The 21,800-nt window shown below is 63.7% G+C and carries 20 protein-coding genes; 9 read left to right on the top strand and 11 right to left on the bottom strand.

Annotated elements, in window-relative coordinates; translation table 11 throughout:
- Positions 1-38: 38 nt before the first annotated feature.
- The 3 genes from AC1DVS_RS25245 to AC1DVS_RS25235 form a co-directional block, all read right to left on the bottom strand.
- The gene (locus AC1DVS_RS25245) at positions 39-2,999 is read right to left on the bottom strand and encodes a TonB-dependent receptor domain-containing protein (protein WP_478027252.1); all 2,961 of its coding nucleotides are present in this window, start codon (positions 2,997-2,999) and stop codon (positions 39-41) included.
- Between the two features lie 259 nt (positions 3,000-3,258).
- Positions 3,259-4,326: an acyl-CoA dehydrogenase family protein gene (locus tag AC1DVS_RS25240; RefSeq protein WP_478027251.1), complete on the bottom strand. Its 1,068-nt coding sequence runs from the start codon at positions 4,324-4,326 to the stop codon at positions 3,259-3,261.
- Positions 4,327-4,463: 137 nt separating this feature from the next.
- Positions 4,464-5,681 carry an acyl-CoA dehydrogenase family protein gene (locus AC1DVS_RS25235; RefSeq protein WP_478027250.1) on the bottom strand — a complete coding sequence of 406 codons (1,218 nt, stop codon included), beginning with the start codon at positions 5,679-5,681 and terminating at the stop codon, positions 4,464-4,466.
- 148 nt (positions 5,682-5,829) lie between these two features.
- Here AC1DVS_RS25235 and AC1DVS_RS25230 point away from each other — a divergent pair, with 148 nt between their 5' ends.
- Positions 5,830-7,038, top strand: a complete 1,209-nt coding sequence (locus AC1DVS_RS25230) for an MFS transporter (protein WP_478027249.1) — start codon at positions 5,830-5,832, stop codon at positions 7,036-7,038.
- A gap of 2 nt (positions 7,039-7,040) precedes the next feature.
- On the opposite strand, the gene AC1DVS_RS25225 is transcribed toward AC1DVS_RS25230, so the two are convergent.
- Positions 7,041-7,835: an SDR family NAD(P)-dependent oxidoreductase gene (locus AC1DVS_RS25225; RefSeq protein ID WP_478027248.1), complete on the bottom strand. Its 795-nt coding sequence runs from the start codon at positions 7,833-7,835 to the stop codon at positions 7,041-7,043.
- A complete protein-coding gene (locus AC1DVS_RS25220; protein ID WP_478027247.1) occupies positions 7,832-8,446 on the bottom strand; it encodes a glutathione S-transferase family protein in 615 nt (204 codons plus the stop codon). Before AC1DVS_RS25220 ends, AC1DVS_RS25225 begins: the two co-directional genes overlap by 4 nt.
- Positions 8,447-8,514: 68 nt before the next feature.
- Here AC1DVS_RS25220 and AC1DVS_RS25215 point away from each other — a divergent pair, with 68 nt between their 5' ends.
- The 6 genes from AC1DVS_RS25215 (at position 8,515) to AC1DVS_RS25190 (ending at position 14,514) form a co-directional block, all read left to right on the top strand.
- Positions 8,515-10,047 (top strand): class I adenylate-forming enzyme family protein, encoded by a 1,533-nt coding sequence (locus AC1DVS_RS25215; RefSeq protein WP_478027246.1) that lies wholly within the window; start codon positions 8,515-8,517, stop codon positions 10,045-10,047.
- On the top strand, positions 10,044-10,820 hold the full coding sequence (locus AC1DVS_RS25210) for a thioesterase family protein (RefSeq protein WP_478027245.1): 777 nt from the start codon (positions 10,044-10,046) through the stop codon (positions 10,818-10,820). Before AC1DVS_RS25215 ends, AC1DVS_RS25210 begins: the two co-directional genes overlap by 4 nt.
- Before the next feature lie 277 nt (positions 10,821-11,097).
- Entirely contained in the window at positions 11,098-11,520 is a 423-nt protein-coding gene (locus AC1DVS_RS25205) for an EF-hand domain-containing protein (protein WP_478027244.1), read from the top strand.
- A 64-nt stretch (positions 11,521-11,584) separates the two neighbouring features.
- Positions 11,585-12,328 carry a hypothetical protein gene (locus tag AC1DVS_RS25200; protein WP_478027243.1) on the top strand — a complete coding sequence of 248 codons (744 nt, stop codon included), beginning with the start codon at positions 11,585-11,587 and terminating at the stop codon, positions 12,326-12,328.
- 103 nt (positions 12,329-12,431) lie between these two features.
- A complete protein-coding gene (locus AC1DVS_RS25195; RefSeq protein ID WP_478027242.1) occupies positions 12,432-13,151 on the top strand; it encodes a response regulator in 720 nt (239 codons plus the stop codon).
- Between the two features lie 55 nt (positions 13,152-13,206).
- Positions 13,207-14,514 carry a sensor histidine kinase gene (locus tag AC1DVS_RS25190; RefSeq protein ID WP_478027267.1) on the top strand — a complete coding sequence of 436 codons (1,308 nt, stop codon included), beginning with the start codon at positions 13,207-13,209 and terminating at the stop codon, positions 14,512-14,514.
- Here AC1DVS_RS25190 and AC1DVS_RS25185 read toward each other — a convergent pair.
- Positions 14,495-15,148 (bottom strand): DUF2306 domain-containing protein, encoded by a 654-nt coding sequence (locus tag AC1DVS_RS25185; protein WP_478027241.1) that lies wholly within the window; start codon positions 15,146-15,148, stop codon positions 14,495-14,497. The two genes, AC1DVS_RS25190 and AC1DVS_RS25185, sit on opposite strands and share 20 nt — an antisense overlap.
- A 49-nt stretch (positions 15,149-15,197) precedes the next feature.
- On the opposite strand from AC1DVS_RS25185, the gene AC1DVS_RS25180 reads away from it, so the two are divergent.
- A complete protein-coding gene (locus AC1DVS_RS25180; protein WP_478027240.1) occupies positions 15,198-15,692 on the top strand; it encodes a hypothetical protein in 495 nt (164 codons plus the stop codon).
- Between the two features lie 55 nt (positions 15,693-15,747).
- Here the strand turns inward: AC1DVS_RS25180 and AC1DVS_RS25175 are convergent, their stop codons facing one another.
- Positions 15,748-16,248: a protein-tyrosine phosphatase family protein gene (locus tag AC1DVS_RS25175; RefSeq protein WP_478027239.1), complete on the bottom strand. Its 501-nt coding sequence runs from the start codon at positions 16,246-16,248 to the stop codon at positions 15,748-15,750.
- A 483-nt stretch (positions 16,249-16,731) separates the two neighbouring features.
- Here AC1DVS_RS25175 and AC1DVS_RS25170 point away from each other — a divergent pair, with 483 nt between their 5' ends.
- Positions 16,732-18,603: an ABC-F family ATP-binding cassette domain-containing protein gene (locus AC1DVS_RS25170; RefSeq protein ID WP_478027238.1), complete on the top strand. Its 1,872-nt coding sequence runs from the start codon at positions 16,732-16,734 to the stop codon at positions 18,601-18,603.
- A 70-nt stretch (positions 18,604-18,673) separates the two neighbouring features.
- Here AC1DVS_RS25170 and AC1DVS_RS25165 read toward each other — a convergent pair whose 3' ends face one another.
- The 4 genes from AC1DVS_RS25165 to AC1DVS_RS25150 all read right to left on the bottom strand — a co-directional run bounded on the left by AC1DVS_RS25165 (position 18,674) and on the right by AC1DVS_RS25150 (position 21,775).
- The gene (locus AC1DVS_RS25165) at positions 18,674-18,898 is read right to left on the bottom strand and encodes a hypothetical protein (protein ID WP_478027237.1); all 225 of its coding nucleotides are present in this window, start codon (positions 18,896-18,898) and stop codon (positions 18,674-18,676) included.
- A gap of 580 nt (positions 18,899-19,478) precedes the next feature.
- On the bottom strand, positions 19,479-19,946 hold the full coding sequence (locus AC1DVS_RS25160; RefSeq protein WP_478027236.1) for a hypothetical protein: 468 nt from the start codon (positions 19,944-19,946) through the stop codon (positions 19,479-19,481).
- A gap of 75 nt (positions 19,947-20,021) precedes the next feature.
- Complete coding sequence (locus tag AC1DVS_RS25155; RefSeq protein ID WP_478027235.1) at positions 20,022-20,402, bottom strand: hypothetical protein; 381 nt, start codon at positions 20,400-20,402, stop codon at positions 20,022-20,024.
- Between the two features lie 125 nt (positions 20,403-20,527).
- Positions 20,528-21,775, bottom strand: a complete 1,248-nt coding sequence (locus AC1DVS_RS25150) for a cytochrome P450 (RefSeq protein WP_478027234.1) — start codon at positions 21,773-21,775, stop codon at positions 20,528-20,530.
- Positions 21,776-21,800 lie beyond the last annotated feature (25 nt).

The following is a 21,800-nucleotide window of genomic DNA, read 5'->3' as shown; positions in this document are numbered from 1 at the left end:
GGGCGGGTGACGGGCCAGGGGATGAATCGGCGCCGCGATCAGAACTTCTTGGTCAGCCCGATCTTGTAGTTGCGGCCAAGCGCGCTGCCGGTGAAGGGATCATAATTATAATCGAGCCGCGCGAAGGACGGGTCGCGGTCGAAGATGTTCATCACCGTCAGGTTCGCGGTCGTATCGAACGGCAACCGGATGCGCAGGCTGAAATCCGCCGTGAAATAAGACTTTATATTGGCGCCCTGAAGGAGGATCGGCGCGCCGGCAATGTCGGCGCGCGGCGCATACGGCCCCGAATTCGTGTCCGAACGCTGGTCATGATAGCCGTCGATATAGGTGCCGGTCAGCCGTCCGTCGAAGATCCCCACGCCGAGATCGATATAGGCCTGGCCCTTCCATTTCGGCACCGGATAGGCGGTGGTCTGGAAGTTGAGCTTGCCGGCGGCGTCGAATGCTTTCTGCACCACGACCCCGTCGACCGGCTGGTCCTCGGTCTTGTATTCGATCGTGTATGTCGCGGTCACGCCCGCGCCGAAGCGGGCACTGCCGATATCGCCGCGATAATTGGCGGCGATATCAAGCCCGGAGTTCTGGACCCCTGCGCCGTTGATGGTCTTGGTGGTGATCCGCGCGACATTGGTGATCCCGCAGGCGCCGTTGAAGGTGAAGCGGGCCTGCAGCGCTGCATAAGCCGCGACGCCGCAATTGGCGGTGCCGGTCGACCCGAACAACGTGTTGACCATGCCGGCGACGGGCTCGAACAGGATCGAGTTCTTCAGCTTGTAGTGGAAATAATCCACGCTCGCGGTGAAGCCGCCGCTGTTGACCATGACCCCGCCCGAATAATTGGTCGAGGATTCTGGCTTGAGAGCGGGGTTGCCGAACACATCGACCGGGCGGAAGCTGGTGCCGACCAGTTGCAGCGACGTGATGGATCCGGGAACGAGATTCTCGCTGCGGGGCCCGCGGAACGTGGTGCCGATACCGGCCCGGAAGGCCAGCCATGGTGTCGCCTGGAAGCGGGCGCGGCCCTGCGGATTGAAGGTCGATCCCACCGCGCCGCCATAACTCTCATAGCGAGCAGCGAGCTGGAGGTTGAGCGACGTGAACACCGGCACCTGCAGCTCGGCATAGGTGGCGATCACATCGCCTGACGCCTTCGCATTCGCATTGGTGCCGAGAAAGGCGAGCGCGCCCGTCGCCGGCGGGCTGACACCGCCGACGGTGTTCGGGCGGCACGGGCCGACATTGCCGTTCAACGGCGTCTCGCGACATGGATTGATCGCGATATTGTTGTTGTTGCCATAGGTGACCGCATAGCTGTCGCGGCGATATTGCGCGCCGACACCGAACTGCACCTCGCCGCCGGGCAGGGTGATCCCGGTCTTCCCGCTGACGCTCGCCTCGCCGACGAACAGGTTCGTATAGACCTGGCTGAACGACTTGACGAAGAACCAGCGCGCAAGATCCGCCGAATTGGCGACCGCCGAGACATAATTCGGATTGGTGGCGCCGGTCGCCAGGTTCGACTGGATCGCATTGCCGAACGGGTTGAGCCACATACAGCCATTGGCGCCCGGCGTGCTGCCGGTGCAGTTCGGCCCGCCAAGGCCGCGCAGTGCGAGCTGCACGCGGTCACCGAACGAGTCATAGCCGTCGATATAGCGGCGATAGCTCTGATAGGTCGCGTTGACGTTGAAATCGAGCGAGTCCGTCAGCTTGCCGGAGAGAGTCGCGGTGAAGCGGGCGGTTTCCGATTTGCGCTCGCCGATCGAGGCGCCGGGATCATTGGGATCATCGGCGAACATCGGATTGCCGCCGGTCAGGAACGGCCGGTAGAGCAGGGTCGGGAACAGCACGCCGATCGCGCTCGCCGGAATCGCGGTCGGGTTCTGTAGCTTGTACTGGATCAGCCCAGGATTGTTCGCCGGCACGAAGAAGCCGCTCTGCGTAATGCCCGCCGCCGATGAGGGCGACTGAGTCAGCAGATAGGAGGGCGAGGTGCGATAATGCGGCACCGTCGACCGGCCGTAGAGCGCCGTGACCTCAAGTTCGATATCGGGAGTGACGTCGACGCCGAGCTCGACATAGGCCTGGCCGCGCCGCTCGGTGTCAACCAGCGCGTCATAGACGCTGTACTGGGTCGCGCAGCGATTCTGCGCGGTGACGGTGCCGCCCAGCGCTGCGCAGCTCGCATCAGGCGTAAAGCTGGTGATCGGCGCACCGGTCGCGCCGAGCGCGAGGAACGTCGCCGGGTTGCCGCCGCCGGTGAAGCCGCCTTCCGGGTTGGTGGCGAACGGCTGGATCGCAAAGCTCCGCTCGCGCGCCAACAGCTCGCCGCGGGTCTGATAGCCAGCCGCGAACAGCACACGGAAACCGTTGCCCTGATGGCCGAAGCTCGCTGAAATATCGTAATCGCCGACGCTGTCCGAGACGAATTTATGGCTGGCGCTGACGACGAACCCCTTCTGGTCAGTCTTGGTGAGGAAGTTCACCACGCCCGCGACCGCATCCGAACCATAGGTCGCGGCGGCACCGTCCTTCAGCACCTCGATCCGCCCGATCGCAGCCTGGGGAATCATGTTGATATCGACCGAGGGAATCCCGTTGCCGGCCGAGACCAAGCGCTTATTGTTCAGCAGCACCAGAGTCCGTTGCGGCCCGAGGCCGCGAAGATTGACCGTGGCGATGCCCTCCGCACCCTGCGAGCGGCTGTCGAACTGGTTCGAATCTCCGAGCACACCGTTCGAAGTCGGCAGCGCCTTGAGCAGTTCGACTGTGCTTGGCTGGCCCTGCCTGGCGAGCTCCTCGCCCGAAATCACATCGACCGGAAGCGCGGCATCCTCGGGCGTGCCCTTGATCAGCGATCCGGTGACGACGATGTCGGGCACTGCCTGCGCCACCTCGTCCTGACCTGAGGCTGCGCTTTGCGCAAAGGCGGGCGTCGCCAATCCCAGCGCGAGAACTGAAAAGGCACACGCCGACATATACCGCGTTCTGAGCATATCTCTCTCCCCTGGGCCGGAGTGTCACACGCCTCCGTACCGCATACTCGAATTGATAGAGAGATTGCCGCTACGTCAAGTGAAAGAGTGGTTGCAAAACAATACCCATTTCGGACTGTGGCGGAAATGTATCTGCTTTAACAACCGGATCGGCCAGAACCCGAATTCGAAACAAGCTTCCACCAGAACTGCTGCGCAGGACGCAAAAAACGGGCGCCGCCCGGCCGGACGACGCCCGTTCATTGCGCTGGAAGCGAGATCAGTAGCCGTTGAGGCGGGCAAAACGTTCGCGGTGGAAGGCGGCATTGCCCCACATCGTCTCCAGCACCTGAGCGCGCTTGATGTAGAAGCCGGCATCATGCTCGTCGGTCATGCCGATGCCGCCATGGAGCTGGATCATCTCGCGGCTGACGAGGTGGAGCGTATCGCCGGCGAGCGCCTTGGCGAGGCTCACCGCTTGGTCGACATCCGAACGGTTCGCATCGATCGCCTCGAGCGCGCCCTCGACGGCCGAGCGCATCAGCTCGAGCTCAGTGAACATCTTGGCCATGCGGTGCTGCAGTGCCTGGAAGGTTGAGAGTGGCTGGCCGAACTGCACCCGGGTCTTGAGATAGTCGTTGGTGATCGCAAAAGCCTGCTCAGCCATGCCGAGCATTTCGGCGCAGAGCGCGGCGGTGGCGCGGTCGATCACTTTCGCGGTGAGGTCGGGTCCGCCGAGTTTCTCGGCACTGGCGCCGTCGAAACGGACCTGCGCGTGGCTGCGCGAATCCGCCATATGGCGTGGGGAACGCGAGACGCCGGCATCACCCGAGACGAGATAAAGCCCGTCCACCGCGGAAACGACAAACAGCACGGCGCTGTCGCCCTCGGCAACGAACTCCTTGGTGCCGCTCAATTTGCCGTCCGTGACGCTGGCCGCCACCTTGGCCGGATTGTGGACCGGCCCCTCATCGATCGCGAGCGTCGCCACGACCTCGCCGGCAGCGATCTTCGGCAGCCATTCGACCTTCGCCGCGTCCGATCCGCCCAGCACGATCGCGGTCGTCGCGGCGGCGGTCGCGGCGAGCGGTGAGGCTGCGAGATTGCGGCCGAGCTGCTCGAGCACCAGTCCGAGCGAGAGATAGCCGAACTCCGACCCCCCATAGATTTCCGGGATGACGATCCCGGCCCAGCCCATCTGGCCGATCTCGGCCCAGGCGGCTGGGTCATAGCCCTCGGCCGGCGCCGCATCGCGCATCTTGCGGAAGGCGCTGACGGGTGATTCATTGTCCGCCCATTCGCGCGCCATATCGCGCAGCATTGTCTGTTCGTCGTTGAGTACGGCCATTATTCAGTCCCTCAAAGTTCCCTTCGTCATGCCGGGCTTGTTCCGGCATCCACTCATCCGCCTGGCCTGCGCTGGAGCCTCCAGCATCCCGCCTCGCAACGGAGTGGACCCCGGAACAAGTCCGGGGTGACGACGTGTTATTGATGATCCAGCATTCCCAGGATGCGCTTGGCGATCACATTGTTCTGGATCTCGCTCGATCCGCCATAGATCGACACGGCTTTGCCCCAGAGCCAGGTCCGCGTCTGGGTCAGTTCGGCCTCGGTGAAGCCCTCTCCTTCCCAGCCGACGCCGTTCATCCCCATGATCTCGATCGAAAGCTCGGCCCGATCCTGGGTGATGCGCGCCCCGACATTCTTCATGATCGATGTCGCCGCCGACGGCCCCTGGTTCGACTTCGCCTCGAGTGCGGCACGGCGCAGGGTCAGGGCAAAGGCACGGCTGTCCATCTCGTGACGGACAATGCGCATCCGCAGATCGGCATCGTCCACCCGGCCCTGCTCGTCCTCGCCGCGATATTGCTTGGCGAGTGCACCCATCGAGGTGCCGCCGAACAACCGGCTGAGTGCTCCGCCGCCCGACAGATTCTGCCGCTCGTGCTGGAGCAGGCGCTTGCCGATCGTCCAGCCCTCGCCTTCGCGCCCGACTAGATTTTCCTTTGGAACCTTCACATCGGTGAAAAAGGTCTCGCAGAAGGGCGAGGCGCCCGAGATCATCTTGATCGGCTTAACCTCGACGCCGGGCGAGGTCATGTCGATCAGCAGAAAGCTGATGCCTTCATGCTTTTTCGATCTGTCGGTGCGGACCAGCGCAAAGCATTTGTCGGCCCATTGCCCACCCGAGGTCCAGGTCTTCTGGCCGTTAACCAGATAATGATCGCCCTTATCCTCAGCGAACATCTGGAGCGAGGCGAGATCCGATCCGGCCCCAGGCTCCGAATAGCCCTGGCACCAACGCACTTCGCCCCTGGCGATTGCCGGGATATGCTCCTTCTTCTGCGCCTCACTGCCATATTCCAGCAGGGTCGGGCCAAACATCATCACGCCCATACCGCCGATCGGGTTCCACGCCCCGATCCGCGCCATCTCCTCGCCGAGCACCCGTGCCTGCGCGCGATCGAGCCCGCCGCCGCCATATTGCGCGGGCCAGGTCGGCACCCCCCAGCCCTTTTCACCGAACGCCTTTTTCCAGGCCTCCTCATCGGCTGAAAGCGCAGTCGGCCCCTCGACCGTCGCCATCGGATTCTCCTTGCCCTTCAGCGATGGCGGGAAATTCTCGGCGAGCCAGGTGCGGGTGTCGCTACGGAATGCGTCGATGCTGTCGGCAGCGCGGTCGAGGTCGGCGGCGGTCGCCATATTTATCTCCAATCCGGATCGAATCTGAATTTTGGGTATGGCGAGGCGATGGCACAAATCGGTGTCCAAGCAAAGGGTGAGCAAGCAAAGGGGCGGGACAAGCGAGCCGCCAAACGATACAGGAAACACGCATCCCCGGGGGTCCGCCATGAAGTTCGAACATCGTGCCGTGCCGATTGCGCTCGCTGCCGTGCTGATCGACACGATCGGCTTCGGCATCATCATGCCGGTCTTTCCCAAGCTGATCACCACGCTCGGCCACATCGATCTCGAGCATGCGACGCGGGTCGCGGGCTGGCTGCTTGTGATCTTTTCCTTCACCCAGTTCATCGCCGGCCCGATCCTCGGCAATCTCAGCGACCGTTTCGGCCGCCGCCCGGTGCTGATCGCGTCGATGCTCTCCTTTGGCATCGACTATGGCCTGATGGCCTGGGCACCGACGCTCGCCTGGCTGTTCCTCGGCCGGGCGATCGCTGGCGCGGCGGGAGCAGTCTATGGCCCGGCCAGTTCGGTGCTGGCCGACGTGACGCCGCCCGAAAAGCGCAGCGGCGTGTTCGGCTATATCGGTGCGGCGTTCGGCATCGGCTTCGTCATTGGCCCCGCGCTGGGCGGCGCGATCGTTGGTCTCGGCCCGCGTGCACCCTTCATCGCGGCCGCGCTGCTTGCGCTCGCCAACGCCGCGGTGATGGCGTTCGCGATGCCCGAGACGCTTGCGCCGGAGAACCGCCGCCCCTTCCACCTGCGCGACGCCCATTTCATCGGCGCCTTCAAGCCGTTGTTCCAGGCCGGCAACGCAGCGCCGCTGCTGATTGCCGCCTTTCTCTGGCAGCTTGCTCACATGATTTATCCGGCGACCTGGGCTTTCTGGGCAACCGCGCGTTTCGGTTGGGGCCCTGCGGAAATCGCCTGGTCGCTGTCCTTTGTCGGGCTGGTAATGGCAGGGGTACAAGGCGGCCTCACCGGCCGGATCATCACCCGCATCGGCGAACGGCGCGCACTGGTGATTGGCCTTGGCAGCGGCGGCCTCGCCTTCTTCGCTTACGCCTTCATCACCCAGAGCTGGCAGGCTTATGCGCTGTTCCTGGTGAGCGCGATGTCGGGCCTGGTCTTCCCATCCGTCAACGGCCTCTGCTCGCGGATGGTCGATGCCTCGCGGCAAGGTGCATTGCAGGGCGGCATCGGCAGCATGAACAGCGTTGCTGCGATCCTCAGCCCATGGCTGCTGACCCAGACTCTCGCCGCCGGGGTCGATCGGGGCTTCCCCGGCGCGGCCTTTCTGCTGGCGGCGATCTTCGCCTTCACCGCCCTCGCTATCGTCGTGTGGAAGGTGCTCGACCGCGTCCCGCGCCCGATCTGAACCTATTGCTCCTTCCCCGGTCTCCTCGCGAAACCCACGTCAAGATGAGCGCCGGCATCGAGCACCATCGTCTCGCCGGTGATCACCCGGCTATCCGGATCGAGCAGCATGACGATCGGCCCGGCAACATCATCGGGACCTGCTGCCATCCCCATCGGCACGCCCGCCGCGATCCGGTCGTTGAGCTTGGCGAACCCCTCTGCTCCCAGCCTCTTCTCGAACCAGCCAGTGCCGACATAGCCGGGCGCGACCGCGTTCACCCGGATTGCCGGTGCGAGCGCCCGGGCGAGGCTTTTCGTCATCGTGATCAGCGCGCCCTTCGAGGCGGCATAGGCGACTGATGAGCCATGCCCCCAGACACCGGCGACCGAGGCGACATTGACGACCGCCCCGATGCCGCCCTCGCGCATCGCCGGCGCGCAGGCGCGGATCATCTGGAAGGGCGCGATGGTGTTGAGCCGGTAGATGTCGATGAAATCCTCGGCCTCCAGCGCATCGAGATCTTCGTGATTGGCGAACTTCGTGCGACCGGCATTGTTGACGAGGAAATCGATCCGCCCGAACGCCTCGATCGCAGCGGCGGCGAGTTTGCGGCATTCACCATCCTCGACGATATCGGCCTGCACCGCGATCGCGCCCTCGACCTCTCCGGCAAGCGCCTCCGCCTCATCGCGGCTGTTCGCATAGTTGATCACGCAGCGCACACCGCGCGCCGTCAGCCGCCGCACCACCGACGCGCCAATCCCGGTGCCGCCGCCGGTGACGATCGCGACCGCACCTTCCATCGTACCGCTCATGCCTTGGCGCTTGGCCGAGCGGAGACGCGCTCATGCCAGGCCCGCAGCCCGGTCATTTCCTCAGGGATCGGGATTCCCACGAATCCGGCAAAATCGACGATCGTCAGCAACACGATATCCGCCATCGAATAGGCTTTCCCGTCCAGGAACTCCCGGTCAGCCAGCGCCTGGTCGAACTCGCCCATCGCCGCAACGACCCGCGGCCGCTGGCTCTCGCCATATTCGGTATATTGCCGCTTCACGACTCGCGCGGTGAAGGGATGAGTGTGCACCCATACCATCCCGAGCGGCACCATCATCCGCAGCTCGGCACGGCGCTGCCACATATCGACCTCAGCAACCCCGCGTGGCCCCACTCCGAACATCGGCGGCTCCGGGTGCATCGCCTCGAACAATCGGCAGATCGACAGGCTCTCAGTGAGCACGCTGCCGTCATCGAGCACCAGCGTCGGAACCTGGCCGAGTGGGTTGACCGCCAGGAACCCCTCGCCTTTGTGCTCGCCCTTCACCATCGACAGGGTTTCGGTAGGAACGCTCAGGCCCTTCTCGGCCAGATAGATGCGCACGCGGCGCGGATTGGGCGCGGGATTATCCGCATTATAGAACAGCATTGGTTACGCCTCCCCTTTTTCGAAGATCGCGTATGGCATTTCTCGCGAGCCTGGCCTAGCGGGCGATGATGGACTCCGCCGATATGCTCGCGAGCGATTTCGCGACCCTTCCCGATCTGATCCGCGCACATGCGCGTGAACAGGGTGGCAAGGCCGCATTGATCGCCAAAGGCGGTGCAATCGATTATCAGCGGCTCGATCGGCTGATGGACCGCATCGCCGCCGCGCTCCAGCGCTACGGCGCCAGCCAGGGACAGGCAGTCGCGATCGTCGCAGCTTCATCGATCGAGTATGCGGCCGTCTTTCTCGGCGCGCTGCGGGCCGGCTGCGTCGCGGCGCCCCTCGCGCCATCGTCAACACCCGAAGCCCTTGCCGCGATGATCGCCGATTGCGGCGCGCCGATCCTATTCCTCGACGGCGATGCCGAAAAGGCTTTGGCCGGGCAGGAGATCAACGCGATTCGTATCAGGCTCGATACGGATGCGTTCGATGCCCTGCTCGATCGGGAAAATGAAAAGCCCGCCGCCGTCTCCATCGCCCCAGAGGACGGCTTCAACATCATCTATTCCTCGGGCACGACCGGCACGCCCAAGGGCATCGTCCAGAGCCACAGGATGCGCTGGGCCCATATCAACCGCAACGCCGCCGCCGGCTTTGGCGATGCGGTGACGATGATCGCGACTCCGCTCTATTCGAACACGACGCTGGTGAGCTTCCTGCCGACGCTCGGCTGGGGCGGCACGGCGGTGCTGATGAAGAAGTTCGACGCACGCGGCTTTCTCGAACTCGCCGAGTCCAGCCGCGCCACCCATGCGATGCTCGTCCCCGTCCAGTATCAGCGGATCATGGCGCTGCCCGATTTCGACAGCTTCGATCTCTCCAGCTTTCGTTTCAAGACCTGCACCAGCGCGCCTTTCTCCGCCGCGCTCAAGGCCGATATCGTCGCGCGCTGGCCGGGGCTGCTGGTCGAATATTATGGCATGACCGAGGGCGGCGGCACCTGCCTGCTCATCGCCAACCAGCATCACGACAAGCTCCACACTGTCGGTCAGCCGGTCGAGGGCCATGACATTCGCCTGATCGACGATGACGGCAATGAAGTCCCTCAGGGGGAGATGGGCGAAGTCGTCGGCCGCAGCCCGGCCATGATGACCGGCTATCACGGCCGCAGCGACGCGACGGCGGCGGCCGAATGGTTCGATGCCGAGGGGCGGCGCTATATCCGCCACGGCGATGTCGGCCGCTTCGATGCCGATGGCTTCCTCACTCTGCTCGATCGCAAGAAGGATCTGATCATCTCGGGTGGTTTCAACATCTACCCGACTGATCTCGAGGCAGTGCTGGCGCAGCATCCTGCCGTCGCCGATTGCAGCGTGATCGGCATGCCCTCGGAAGCCTGGGGCGAGACTCCGGTCGGCTTCTATGTGCCGCACACCGGAGTCGATGCGAGTGTCGCCGATATCCTCGCCTGGACCAACAAGCAGCTCGGCAAGACGCAGCGACTGGCAGCGCTCCACGCCATCGACGAACTACCGCGCAGTGCGATCGGCAAGGTGCTCAAGCGCGAACTCCGTGATCTGCTGATGGGGACCAAGCCATGACGCCGATCGCCGACATCCTCGCCGGCGCCACGCCGACTGGAAATGGTTTTCGCGCCGCGATCCCGGCAAGCTGGCTCCAGGGCCGCACCAGCTATGGCGGGCTCTCCAGCGCGCTCGCGCTCCATGCGGCGCAAGGCATCGAGCCGGATTTGCCGCCGCTCCGATCAGCGCAGATTGCGTTCATCGGCCCGCTCGCCGGCGAGGTCTTAGTCACCGCGACCAAGTTGCGCCGCGGCCGCAACGCAGCCTTCATTCAGGCCGATATCGTGTCGGATGCGGGGCTGGGCTTTCGCGCGACCTTCGTCTTCATGTCGGATCAGGTATCGCAGATCGATCTCGACGGGCGGCTGGACAGCCATCGCCGTTCGCCTGCGCCCGACACCAAAGTCTATACCGGACCCGACGAGTTCTTCACCGGCAACTTCAACTTCCTCGATCTGAAGGAAGAGGCGAAGGGCGAGGCCGAGTGGCTGCGCTGGGCGCGGTTGCGCGCCTTTGAAGGGCTCGATCCGATGGTCCACGTCCTCGGGGTCGCCGACGCCTTGCCTCCTGCCGCGTTCAAGCTACTCGACACGCGGCACGCGCCGATCAGCTCGCTCACCTGGATCGTCAACCTCCTTACCCCCACGCCGGCCACGACTGACGGCTGGTGGCTGCTCTCCGCGACATCCGATTATGCGAAAAACGGCTGTTCGAGCCAGTCGATGATGATCTGGAACGCCGACGGCCAGCCCATCGCGCAGGGCATGCAGAGCGTGGCGATCTTCGCGTGACCTTCATCCCCTCTCCTTTCAGGAGAGGGGCAAGCTGCGCAGCAGCGCGGGGAGAGGTTGAGGGCAAGACGCTCATGCCAGTCACCCTCACCCTTCCCGCCGCTTCGCGACGGGCCCCTTCCCTCTCCCGCTGGGAGAGGGAGAAAGCAGTGCTTCGAGCCAGAACCTGCGACAAATTGCGACACTTTTCCTCCACCCTGACATAGCCGCGAGACAGTTGCGGGCGAAAAGTCCTCATGCCGGGATGATCCACGGCCGACAGATATGAGGATTCAGCATGAGGAACTTGTTTCTCGCAGCGGCTTTTGCCGGTTCGATGACCGGCGCTGCGGCGCTTGCCGGCCAGGCGGCTCCGGCCGATCAGGGTGCCCCCGGTGCTCCGGCGGGCCGTGGTGCCGGCATGATGATGCGCGCGGACACCAATGGCGACGGCAAGGTCTCGCAGGCTGAATTCTCCACGCTGATGGACCAGCGCTTTACGCGCCTGGACAAGAATGGAGACGGCTTCGTCACCGCTGACGAGGTCGGCGACATGGCTGGCCGCAGACCCGGCGGCGGCGTGATGGCGGCTGATGCCGACCATGACGGCAAGGTCTCGCATGCCGAATACGCCGCGCTGGCCACCGCGCGGTTCGCAAGGTTCGACACGAACGGCGATGGCCAGATCACGTCCGACGAAATGAGCGCCCCGCGCAACTGACCTGGATACCGATTAGCCCGCCGCGATCGCCTGATGCGCGACGGACAAGACAGAGGATTGACCAATGAAGACACTGTTTTTAGCCGCAGCCCTTGCCGGCACGATGCTCGGTGGCGCGGCGATTGCCGGCCAGGACGCACCTCAGGGCCGTGGCGGCGGCATGATGATGCGCGCCGACACCAATGGCGACGGCAACATCTCTCGCGCCGAATTCACGGCCCAGGCCGAAGCGCGCTTCGCCCGGATGGACAAGAATGGCGATGGCTTCATCACCGCCGACGAAATGACCGGCAGGGGCGGTCGCGGCCCCGGCGGTGGGCTGATGTCCGCTGATACCGACCAGGATGGCAAGATCTCACGCGCCGAGTTCATGGCGCAATCCACCGAGCGCTTTGCCAAGCTCGACACGAACGGCGACGGCCAGATCTCGGGCGACGAGATGAAGGCGATGATGGAGCGCATGCGCGAAGGCGGTCGCATGGGCGGCCGCCGCGGCATGGGCGGCGAGGCTGGCGGTGCGATGATGCCGCCGCCGCCGCCAGGCGCGGAAGGCGGACCGATGGGCGGCCATCACGGTCACCATGGCGCCGGCAGGCTCGCGCGGCTCGACACCAATCAGGACGGCAAGATCAGCCGCGACGAGATGCGCGCTGACGCCGACAAGCATTTCGACAAGCTCGACACCAATGGTGACGGCTTTATCGACCAGGCCGAGATGGACGCTGCCCGTGCCAAAATGAAGGATCGCATGGGCAAGATGCGGATGGGCGGCGATGCGCCGCCTGCCCCGCCGCCTCCGGGTCAGTGACGGGATACCGGGCCGTATTCCTCCGGCCCGGCCGCCGGGCGGGTGTGCCCCCTTCGCCCGCCCGGCATTTTAAAAGCGAGCAGACATGCTAAACGCCGATCCCATGGGAGAAACGCCACATTTGCTGCTGGTCGATGACGAGCGCTCGATCCGCGAGCCGCTCGCGCAATATCTGACCAAACAGGGCTTCCGCGTAACGCAGACCGGCGATGCCGAGGCGGCACGAACTCGCCTTACTGCCTATGCGATCGATCTCGTCATCCTCGATATCATGATGCCGGGCGAGGATGGCCTGAGCCTGTGCCGCCATATCCGCGAGACAAGCGAAATCCCGGTCATCCTGCTCACCGCGCGCAGCGAGGAGACCGACCGGATCGTCGGGCTCGAAATGGGTGCCGACGATTATGTCGTGAAGCCCTTTTCGCCGCGCGAACTGGCGGCGCGGGTCAAGGTCATCCTGCGCCGCGCCGCGGCCGGCGGCGCGCGCCAGCACGCGCCCGACAGCGGCTCCTTCGCCTTTGCCGGCTGGGTGCTCAAATCGGGCGAGCGCGCCCTGGTCGATCGCGAAGGCGTCTCGGTGCCGCTCTCGACCGGCGAGTATAACCTCCTCCACGCGCTGGTGACGCGGCCGCGCCAAGTGCTGACCCGCGATCAGCTGCTCGACCTGACCCAGGGCCGTGAGGCAGCCGCCTTTGATCGCGCGATCGACAACCAGGTCAGCCGGCTGCGCCGCAAGATCGAAAACGATCCCAAGAGCCCCGAGCTGATCAAGACGGTATGGGGCGGCGGCTATACGCTCGCCGCCGAAGTCACGCGCCTGTGACGGAATCGGGGGTGTGAACCGCATCCGGCTCTGGCCGCGCAATTTTTCGGGGCAGATGGCACTGCTGATCGCGATCGCGCTGTTCGTGGCGCAGGCGATCAACTTCACCATGCTCCTCCAGGATCGCCGCGCCGCCCGCTATGAAACGGCGACTGGCCCCGCGGTGGCGCGGATCGTCGACGCGATCGAGCGCGCCAATGCCGGACATCCAATCGAACGCACTCGCGGGCGGCTGCACCAGGAGGATAGTTCTCCGGTCAACCCGGCCGGTGAGCACCGCCCTGATGTCCAGCAGGGCCTGCGCACTGAACTGGCCGAAGCCGGGCTGAAGGTCGGCCGGATCGAGACCGAGGTGCGCGAACTTCACCGCGGCGATCCCCGACTCAGGCGCTGGAACCCGGCCGCCGCCGACCGCGCGGTGCGGATGGGCGGCGAGCTCATCATCGCGGTCGAGCAGCCCGGCCATGGCTGGCTGGTGCTGAGCGCACCCTGGCCCCGCGCCGAGGCCTATCTGATCTGGCGGCTGCTCTCACAGACCCTGATCCTCTACGGCATCGTGCTGCTGCCGGTGCTGTGGATCGGACGGCGCCTGTCGCAGCCACTGCGCAGCCTCGCGGTTGCCGCGCGCAACTTCGTTCCGGGCGAGGTCGATGTGCCGGTCGAGGAACGCGGGCCGCATGATCTGCGCGACGTGATTGCAGCCTTCAACGCGCTGCGCCTGCGCGTGACGGCGATGCTCGACGAGAAGGACCGGATGCTCGGCGCGATCGGCCATGATCTGCGCACCCCGCTCGCCGCGCTGCGCGTCCGGATCGAGTCGGTCGAGGACGAGACCGACCGGGCGAAGATGGCCGACACGATCGAGGAGATGAACCGCACACTCGACGACATCCTCTCGCTCGCCCGGCTTGGCCGACCGAGCGAGCCGCTGACTGAAGTCGATCTTGCGGCGCTGGTGGACGCAGTGGTCGAGGATTTCCGTGACCTCGACAATGACGTGACGTTCGAGGAAACCGAGCGGCTGAAAATGCGGCTGCGCCCCTCGCTGATGCGCCGCGCGGTACGCAATTTGATCGAGAATGCCGTCAAATACGGCAAGTCCGCCGAAGTGCGGATCGTGGCCGACGCTCACGCGGTGTCAATCGTCGTCGCCGATCAGGGGCCCGGCATCCCGCCAGAACAGCTCGGCAACGTGTTCGAGGCCTTCACCCGGCTGGAGACTTCCCGCAACAAGGAGACCGGCGGCATCGGTCTCGGCCTGGCGCTGGCCCGCGCGATCGTGCGCAACGCCGGCGGCGACGTGACCCTCGCGAACCGCCCCGGCGGCGGCCTGGACGCAGTGATCACACTGCCGCGGACGTGATGGTGGTGGCGTGGCGCGGACCGAGCCCCGTGGCGCCGATCGTCAATCGCCGGCGCTGGCGGAACAGGATCAGCGCCGTCACGGCAAGCGGTAGCAGCCAGGCAATCCAGGCGTCCCACGCGTAGAACAGATCGAACGAACGGCCCGATCCGAATATGGCCCATAAAGCCAGGTAAATACGGAAAAAGACTGCTCCCGATGCGGTCGCGACCATCAGCAGCATGCAGGCCCGGTGCGCCGCGACCCGGCGCCGGCGGATATTGCGGATGCCGAATATCAGGAGAGCCAGCCATGTCACAGCCTGTGCGGAGAATCCCGCCGCCGACCAGATCGTAACAGGTGCCGCCCAGGCGACGGGAAACGCGGTCACGCCTGCGACCAGAACGTCGAGCGCCGCGACTCGCCCGGCCAGCCGGTGCCAGACAGGGCGACGGCGCAATGCGATAGCCAGCGGCAGGAGGATGAGCGCCAGCCCGCCGGAAATCATGTGGAGCGGGAAAATCAACGGCAGCAATTCGACCTTAACCGCGAGATTTTCAGGAAAATCATCATTGGCGAAGGCGGACAACAGCGCTTTTGCCGCAGTATATAGTACAAAAGCGGAAATCCCTGATAGGATCAGCACCCGCACCATTTGCCTGAACTGGCCGCCCGCACGCAGCGTTTCACTGGAGGAACTCACCATGGCAGCCTTATCCCAGTCGCTCCTTCGATTGTCGATACAGGGCCCACTCTGCCTCGCCCTGCTGGCCCTGACCGGCCCGGCACTGGCCGGTGGGGAGGCGGCATCGTCTCCTTATTATGGGCGCTGGACGGTATCGGAAGATCGACCGGTCTTCACAGTGCGCGGCCGCCTCTACAAGACCATCGATGTGGCACGGTGCGGCGACGATTTCTGCGGCGTGAGCGTCGGTGACAAGGGGGCCTGCGGAACTGTGCTGTTCCGCTTCCTCAGCGAACACGCGACCGGTACCGTCGAGCTTCATGGCCATGGAAAATGGGGCGACGCGCAGGAGAATCTCGTGATCTACAGCTCCGCGGATACCAAGAGCGCGAGAGTTTCCAGTCTCGAGCTTTACGTGGGCAAGGGCCATAATTTCATCGGAAGATCGGGCAGCATGCCGAAATTCCACGCGGCCTACCGCCGATTGGGCAGCGCCAGCTGTACCGCGCGCTAGAATTGCGGGGCCGAGCGCGGCGACGACCTCCGCGTTTCTCATATCTGCGATATCATCAGCCGCCAGCGACCGTCGCCTCGTAGTCCACCAGCCAGAGGCGCTGCGCGTCCGTATCCGGAACGGGCGTTCGGCGGGCTGTCTCGATCGCCGCCAGGGCATCATTGGCGGACAGCCCGTCCAGCACCAGCACTGAACCGGCGATGATCGACGAGCGGCCGATGCCAGCGCGGCAATGGATCGCCACCGCCTGACCCTTGGCGATGCGCCCAAGCAGCGTTTCCGCGAGTGTCTTCGCTTCCCGCATTGAGGCTGGAACGCCGCGATCCACGATCGGGAAGGACAGGAAATCGATGCCATGCTGCTCGCAGAGCGCGCGCTCGCGTTGCAAACCGAGGTCGCTCACCTCCTCGGTCTCGAGGAGGCTGACGACGGCGTCGACACCCGATGCCCGCCAATGTGCGACCTCGTCCTCGAGCCAGTCGGCCGCGCGCGGCCGGGCCATGAGCGCGAGCTTGCCGGGCGTCCGTTCGCTGATCCAGTAGAGTTCGGAATACATCGGACTTGATTTGGCTCCTGGCGCCCTGCTGCGACCCCGACGGACACTATCGTCCCAGGGTCGGGCGGGTATGCGAATGACAGACCGCTCCCTGTTATCGCGCCATTTCTCCCTGTTCCTCCCTGTTAATCGGGCAATAACAGGGAAGAAAAAACTTTTCGGGCCGTTTTTGCCCAATTTGTTGGACATATTCTCCTTTCTGATCAGTGGCTTGAATGCCATTCTCCCTGTTATTCGATAACAGGGAGACGTGTTGGAGATAACAGGGAGGCCTGTTGGAATTAACAGGGAGCGGCCTTCACCGAACAGGGTGGCTTGATTCAACAGCGGCGTGAAATCGGCTTTTATGCGGTTCTTCATCATCGCAGAGAACTGACATGACCGCAGATAAGTTTGAATCGAGGCAAGCGCCGCCTGACGGCAATCCGGAATCCCGATCATCGCCTCTTGGGATTTGCTGCACTGCATGATAAGCGCCCCCACATGCTGAATATCAACGGTATCACGGTGCGCCTCGGCGGGCGCACGATCCTCGACCGCGCGAGTGCGACGCTGCCGGCGCGCAGCCGTGTCGGACTGATCGGCCGCAATGGTGCCGGCAAGTCGACCCTGATGAAGGTGATGATCGGGCAGCTCGATCCCGATGACGGCGAGATCGAGATGCCGCGCAAGACGCGCATCGGTTATCTCAAGCAGGAAGCGCCGAGCGGCAACTCAACCCCGATCGAGACTGTGCTCGACGCCGATACCGAACGCGCGGCGCTGCTCGCCGAGGCTGAGACCTGCCATGATCCGGACCGGATCGGTGAGCTCCATGACCGGCTGATCGCGATCGACGCCTATACCGCCGAGGCCCGCGCCGCCCGCATCCTGGTCGGGCTCGGTTTCGACGAGGAAATGCAGGGCCGCCCCCTCGACAGCTATTCGGGCGGCTGGAAGATGCGCGTCGCGCTCGCCGCCTTGCTCTTCTCCGAGCCGGACCTGCTGCTGCTCGACGAGCCTTCGAACCATCTCGATCTCGAAGCGACCTTGTGGCTGGAGAATTTCCTCAAGGCCTATCCGGCGATGATGGTCGTGATCAGCCATGAGCGCGATCTGCTGAACAATGTCGTCGACACCATCCTCCATCTCGAGGGCGGCAAGACCACCATGTACACCGGTGGCTATGACAGTTTCGAGCGTCAGCGCGCCGAACGCGCCGCGCAGCTCGCTGCCGCCAAGGCGTCACAGGACGCCCAGCGCGCCAAGCTGCAGGACTATATCGCCCGCAACAGCGCCCGCGCCTCGACGGCGAAACAGGCCCAGTCGCGCCAGAAGATGCTGGCCAAGATGCAGCCGATCGCCGCGATGGCCGAGGATCCGAGCCTGTCCTTCGATTTCCCCTCGCCTGAGGAATTGCGCCCGCCGCTCGTCACGCTCGACCTCGCCAGTGTCGGCTATACCGAGAACAAGCCGATCCTGCAGCGGCTGAACCTGCGCCTCGATCCCGATGACCGGATCGCGCTGCTCGGCCGCAACGGCAACGGCAAGACCACCCTCGCCCGCCTGCTCGCGGCCCAGCTCGCGCCGATGGACGGCGAGATGACCGTCTCGGGCAAGATGCGGGTCGGCTATTTCACCCAGTATCAGGTCGAGGAGCTCGACACCGACGATACCCCGCTCGAGCATATGACCCGGATGATGAAGGGCAAGACGCCCGCCGCGGTCCGGGGCCAGCTCGGCCGTTTCGGTTTTTCGGGCGACAAGGCGATCACCAAGGTCGGCAAGCTGTCGGGCGGCGAGCGCGCCCGGCTGGCGCTGGCGCTGATCACACGCGATGCGCCGCATATGCTGATCCTCGACGAGCCGACCAACCATCTGGACGTCGATGCGCGCGAGGCCTTGGTCCAGGCACTCAACGCCTATGACGGCGCGGTGGTGATCGTCAGCCATGACCGCCACATGATCGAGCTCACCGCCGACCGGCTGGTGCTGGTCGATGCCGGCACGGCCAAGGAATATAATGGCAGCATGGAGGATTATATCGCCTTCGTGCTCTCCAGCGACGGCGCGGCTGGTGGCGGCAAGTCAAAGGCGAGCCGCAAGGAAGAACGCCGCGCGGCGGCGGAGGCGCGCGAGAAGAATGTCGCGATCCGCAAGCGCGCGCAGGAGGCCGAAGATCTGGTCACGACGCTCAACGCCCAGCGCAGCGCGCTCGACCGCGCGATGTTCGATCCTTCGAGCGCCGAGCCGGTGCTGCGGGCACTCGGTATGAGCGAGCTGATGAAGCGGCGCGGCGAGGTCGAGAAGAAGCTGGAAGCGGCCGAAGCGGCGTGGCTCGAGGCGAGCGAGGCGCTGGAGACGGTGGAGGCTTAGGTCTTCTCAAGCCCTCTCCCTCAGCTGAGTCATATATGGATGCATGCCCTCGGATTTAGGTGCCAATCGGTTAGCTGTGCCGCTTTGTAATGCGCATCATCGAAAGCAATCCCGCCAGAGAGATGGGGACGATCAGCCAGTCTGCATTCTTGTAGCCGAGCGCGTTGACCACTTGCTGAGCCAGGAAAAACGCAGCGAGGGTCAATGCTATTACCGCTATCAGGGCGGCCCAGCCCTTCCAATGGCAGGGCATGTAGCTCCAGAGGATCTTCTCGAACCAGATTTCACGTTCCATCTGGCCTCGCTACCACGAAAAAGGCCGGCTGGTTAGGTGGGCGAGCGCCGATCCGGTGCTGCGGGCGCTGGGGATGAGCGACTTGATGAAGCGGCGTGGCGAGGTCGAGAAGAAGCTGGAAGCGACCGAGGCGGCGTGGCTCGAGGCGAGCGAGGCGCTGGAGACGGTGGAGGCTTACCTGCTTAGGTAGGCGAGGGCGGCGCTTACGCACTCAACGCCAAACCAAGCAGGACGGTATGATAACCCAGCCCATATTGTTCGATCGGCTCGCTCGGGCCCTTCGCGCCTGAGCGTTCAACTTTTTGAGGGCAAGCCGCCGGGCATGTTCGCATCTCTGGATATTCGGGTAAACCCTACCCGATGCTTCCCCGGCAAGCTTGTACGTAGTCGGCTTTTCTCCTGACGCGGCGGCCAAAGCCAATGTCAGCGCTAAAATAGAAGCAGTCATTCCAGCTTCTCCAGCAGCTCTTGGGTTACCGTTTCTCAGTCAAAGGACGTACTTTAACACATCATCTTCGCCTGTCATCGCAATTTCACAACTTTACCTCAAGGTAAGTACTCCTGTGATCGATCAACAGTATCATGATGCGAGCGCTAGTACAAGCCGAAGAGGAACTTCACGAGCTTCGTGCTTCAGCTCGAGCATGATATCGGCATCATCCAACTTCCATAGCGCAAGCGTTATACAATCCCTGTCATGCGGAAATTCATCTTGCGCTGTGTATTCGTCATAGGAACCAAGCAGCGCAGAAACTTGAGACAGCGCATTTCTGAACTTGACGTTAAATTTTCCTAGCAGCCTAGCATAATCTTCATCAGACATGGATTCGGTGTCGAACACAACTTCAAGCGTCGCTTCAGCAAATATCAGTACGTCATCATCTCCAAAATATAAGCTGTATCTCTGCTGCTCCCTATCCTGGAATGTACGCCTTTTTCCAATATTTTGCGTAAGCCTCAAGCCTTGACCCGAAAGTTCAACCAGCGCCTCGTCTGGTTTCCACCGAGTTGAGATTCGCGTCAGCGTCTGGACGATCTGCTCGATCATGAACTACTCCAAGATATTTATTCACGACAGGCACACCGTCCACTTTCTGCGCCGTTGAACAGCAGAACGTGGTGGTTAGCCGCTGTCCAGCGGCAGCCGCCAACTCTCTGGCAAATGTTCGAAATAGCCCCAAGATACCCAAGAGCCATTGCTCCCGCTTGGTCTGGTCGCCAATCTCCACTCAGGCGGATCAGGGAAGCCGTGCCAAGCCCCCTGCATCAACAGCATGTCTTCGCCGTCATGTGCGGCATAAAACTCGACGTCAGCGCCGATAAGCTTCTCACTTTCGACACCGAGCACTGAGGGACCAGCCTCTCGTATTGAAGTCCAATTCACCGGCTTGGCCGCCCTGCCACGAAATCCGGCAAGTTGAGCATCAGCAGCTACGTCGGAAGTATCCCATGGGTCGGCCTCCCAAATATTCGACGCGAAATTCATGCGCTCCGCTTGCGACATCGATGCCTCCCAAGCTGCACACTGGATGCCCATGCAAACGTCTGCAAAGGGGCGACAGCAGGATGTCTGTTCCCTGATCCCACGCTTATACAGGTCCCCTCTCCTGAAGGGGAGGGGCGCACGGATTACCCGTCGAACTCCACCGTCAGGTTCATCGCAAAGATCCCCTCGAGCCGCAGCTTGCCCTCAGGCCCTGAGGCGCGGCGCAGGCCCGGCCGCTTGAGCACTGCCTTGCAGATCGCGGGGGTCATTTGCTGGTTTATGTACAGTCCGAAGCATTGGTGCAGGCCCCAGCCGAAATTCATATAGGTGAAATCGGGCCGATCGAGCCGGAATTTCTTCGGCGTAGGCACTCGCCGCCCGTCGAACATCGCCGACCGCGTCGCCGCCATCACCCGCGTGCCCGCAGGAATGATCCGCGACCGCATGGTGCCGCCGGCGATCTCGTAATCGGCCGAGCAATCGCGGAACAGGCCGGGGGTCAGCGGATAATAGCGTAGAGCCTCGAACACATAGCGCGAGACCAGATCGTCATCGTCGGCCCGCGCCGCGGCCTGAGCACCGGCCAGTTCGGTCGGGCGGTCGAGCAGCACGTCGAACAATTGCGGGATGATCATCGGCGGTTGCGGCAGCCCGCCGACGATGAAGCCGATCATGTTGTTGCGGATGCCGTCGTCATCCATCCCCGGTGTGCCGATATCCTGCAGCTCCAGGCAGCGCTCGAGCACATCGTCATGCTTGCCGCGTTCGCCCTTGCGATCGGCGATGCATTTCTCGACCCGCGCGCGCATCGCGGCGGCGACGGGGCGCACCTTCGCCTCCAATACGGGATCGTTACTCATGTCAGCGAACATGAACTGGAACAGCAGCCGCGCATCGTCCGAGAAGGCAGTTATGTCGTCAGCGGGCGTGCCGAAATAGCCACCGAAGAAGCGCGTCGTCAGGTCCTGGGTCAGCTCCATCGCCAGATCGACCCGGCCGGCGGGCGCCGCCTTTGCCATCGCTGCCTCGGCCATCGCCTCCACTTCGGGGCGGATGCGGGTCAGCGCCTCGCCGCGCGGCGCCGCGAGGCGCATCGAGCTGCGGTCGCGGGTGGCGTCCGCCGTATCGCGCATGCCGAGAAAGATATTGCCGCCGTCCATCAGCAGGTTGAGCTTGGGCGCGTAGATCACGTCGAACACATTGGGATGCGTGAGCACCTCGGCGACATCGTCGAACCGGGTGATGAGCGCGAAGCGCTTGCCTTTGAAGTTCACGACCAGGATGGGGACGGTATTCCGCGCGATGCGGAATATCAGCTCCATATGCCCCATCAACCATCCGCCGATCCCGGCCATGATCCGATCGGCAAAGCTCTTCGGCTGCGTGCTCATAGGCGCCTTTCAATCAGATTGGTCG

This window comes from Sphingomonas sp. P3_C5 (assembly GCF_056402635.1).
Note: the sequence above shows the minus strand (reverse complement) of the source record. Positions and strands in the feature narration are given on the sequence as shown.

Bases quoted from the DNA above. Each gene is read 5' to 3' on its own strand.
- AC1DVS_RS25205 (WP_478027244.1), top strand. From the start codon at position 11,098: ATGAGGAACTTGTTTCTCGCAGCGGCTTTTGCCGGTTCGATGACCGGC.
- AC1DVS_RS25225 (WP_478027248.1), bottom strand. From the start codon at position 7,835: ATGAGCGGTACGATGGAAGGTGCGGTCGCGATCGTCACCGGCGGCGGC.
- AC1DVS_RS25245 (WP_478027252.1), bottom strand. From the start codon at position 2,999: ATGCTCAGAACGCGGTATATGTCGGCGTGTGCCTTTTCAGTTCTCGCG.
- AC1DVS_RS25215 (WP_478027246.1), top strand. From the start codon at position 8,515: ATGGACTCCGCCGATATGCTCGCGAGCGATTTCGCGACCCTTCCCGAT.
- AC1DVS_RS25170 (WP_478027238.1), top strand. From the start codon at position 16,732: ATGCTGAATATCAACGGTATCACGGTGCGCCTCGGCGGGCGCACGATC.
- AC1DVS_RS25230 (WP_478027249.1), top strand. From the start codon at position 5,830: ATGAAGTTCGAACATCGTGCCGTGCCGATTGCGCTCGCTGCCGTGCTG.
- AC1DVS_RS25200 (WP_478027243.1), top strand. From the start codon at position 11,585: ATGAAGACACTGTTTTTAGCCGCAGCCCTTGCCGGCACGATGCTCGGT.
- AC1DVS_RS25220 (WP_478027247.1), bottom strand. From the start codon at position 8,446: ATGCTGTTCTATAATGCGGATAATCCCGCGCCCAATCCGCGCCGCGTG.
- AC1DVS_RS25240 (WP_478027251.1), bottom strand. From the start codon at position 4,326: ATGGCCGTACTCAACGACGAACAGACAATGCTGCGCGATATGGCGCGC.
- AC1DVS_RS25160 (WP_478027236.1), bottom strand. From the start codon at position 19,946: ATGATCGAGCAGATCGTCCAGACGCTGACGCGAATCTCAACTCGGTGG.
- AC1DVS_RS25165 (WP_478027237.1), bottom strand. From the start codon at position 18,898: ATGGAACGTGAAATCTGGTTCGAGAAGATCCTCTGGAGCTACATGCCC.
- AC1DVS_RS25180 (WP_478027240.1), top strand. From the start codon at position 15,198: ATGGCAGCCTTATCCCAGTCGCTCCTTCGATTGTCGATACAGGGCCCA.
- AC1DVS_RS25235 (WP_478027250.1), bottom strand. From the start codon at position 5,681: ATGGCGACCGCCGCCGACCTCGACCGCGCTGCCGACAGCATCGACGCA.
- AC1DVS_RS25150 (WP_478027234.1), bottom strand. From the start codon at position 21,775: ATGAGCACGCAGCCGAAGAGCTTTGCCGATCGGATCATGGCCGGGATC.
- AC1DVS_RS25190 (WP_478027267.1), top strand. From the start codon at position 13,207: ATGGCACTGCTGATCGCGATCGCGCTGTTCGTGGCGCAGGCGATCAAC.
- AC1DVS_RS25185 (WP_478027241.1), bottom strand. From the start codon at position 15,148: ATGGTGCGGGTGCTGATCCTATCAGGGATTTCCGCTTTTGTACTATAT.
- AC1DVS_RS25195 (WP_478027242.1), top strand. From the start codon at position 12,432: ATGGGAGAAACGCCACATTTGCTGCTGGTCGATGACGAGCGCTCGATC.
- AC1DVS_RS25155 (WP_478027235.1), bottom strand. From the start codon at position 20,402: ATGTCGCAAGCGGAGCGCATGAATTTCGCGTCGAATATTTGGGAGGCC.
- AC1DVS_RS25210 (WP_478027245.1), top strand. From the start codon at position 10,044: ATGACGCCGATCGCCGACATCCTCGCCGGCGCCACGCCGACTGGAAAT.
- AC1DVS_RS25175 (WP_478027239.1), bottom strand. From the start codon at position 16,248: ATGTATTCCGAACTCTACTGGATCAGCGAACGGACGCCCGGCAAGCTC.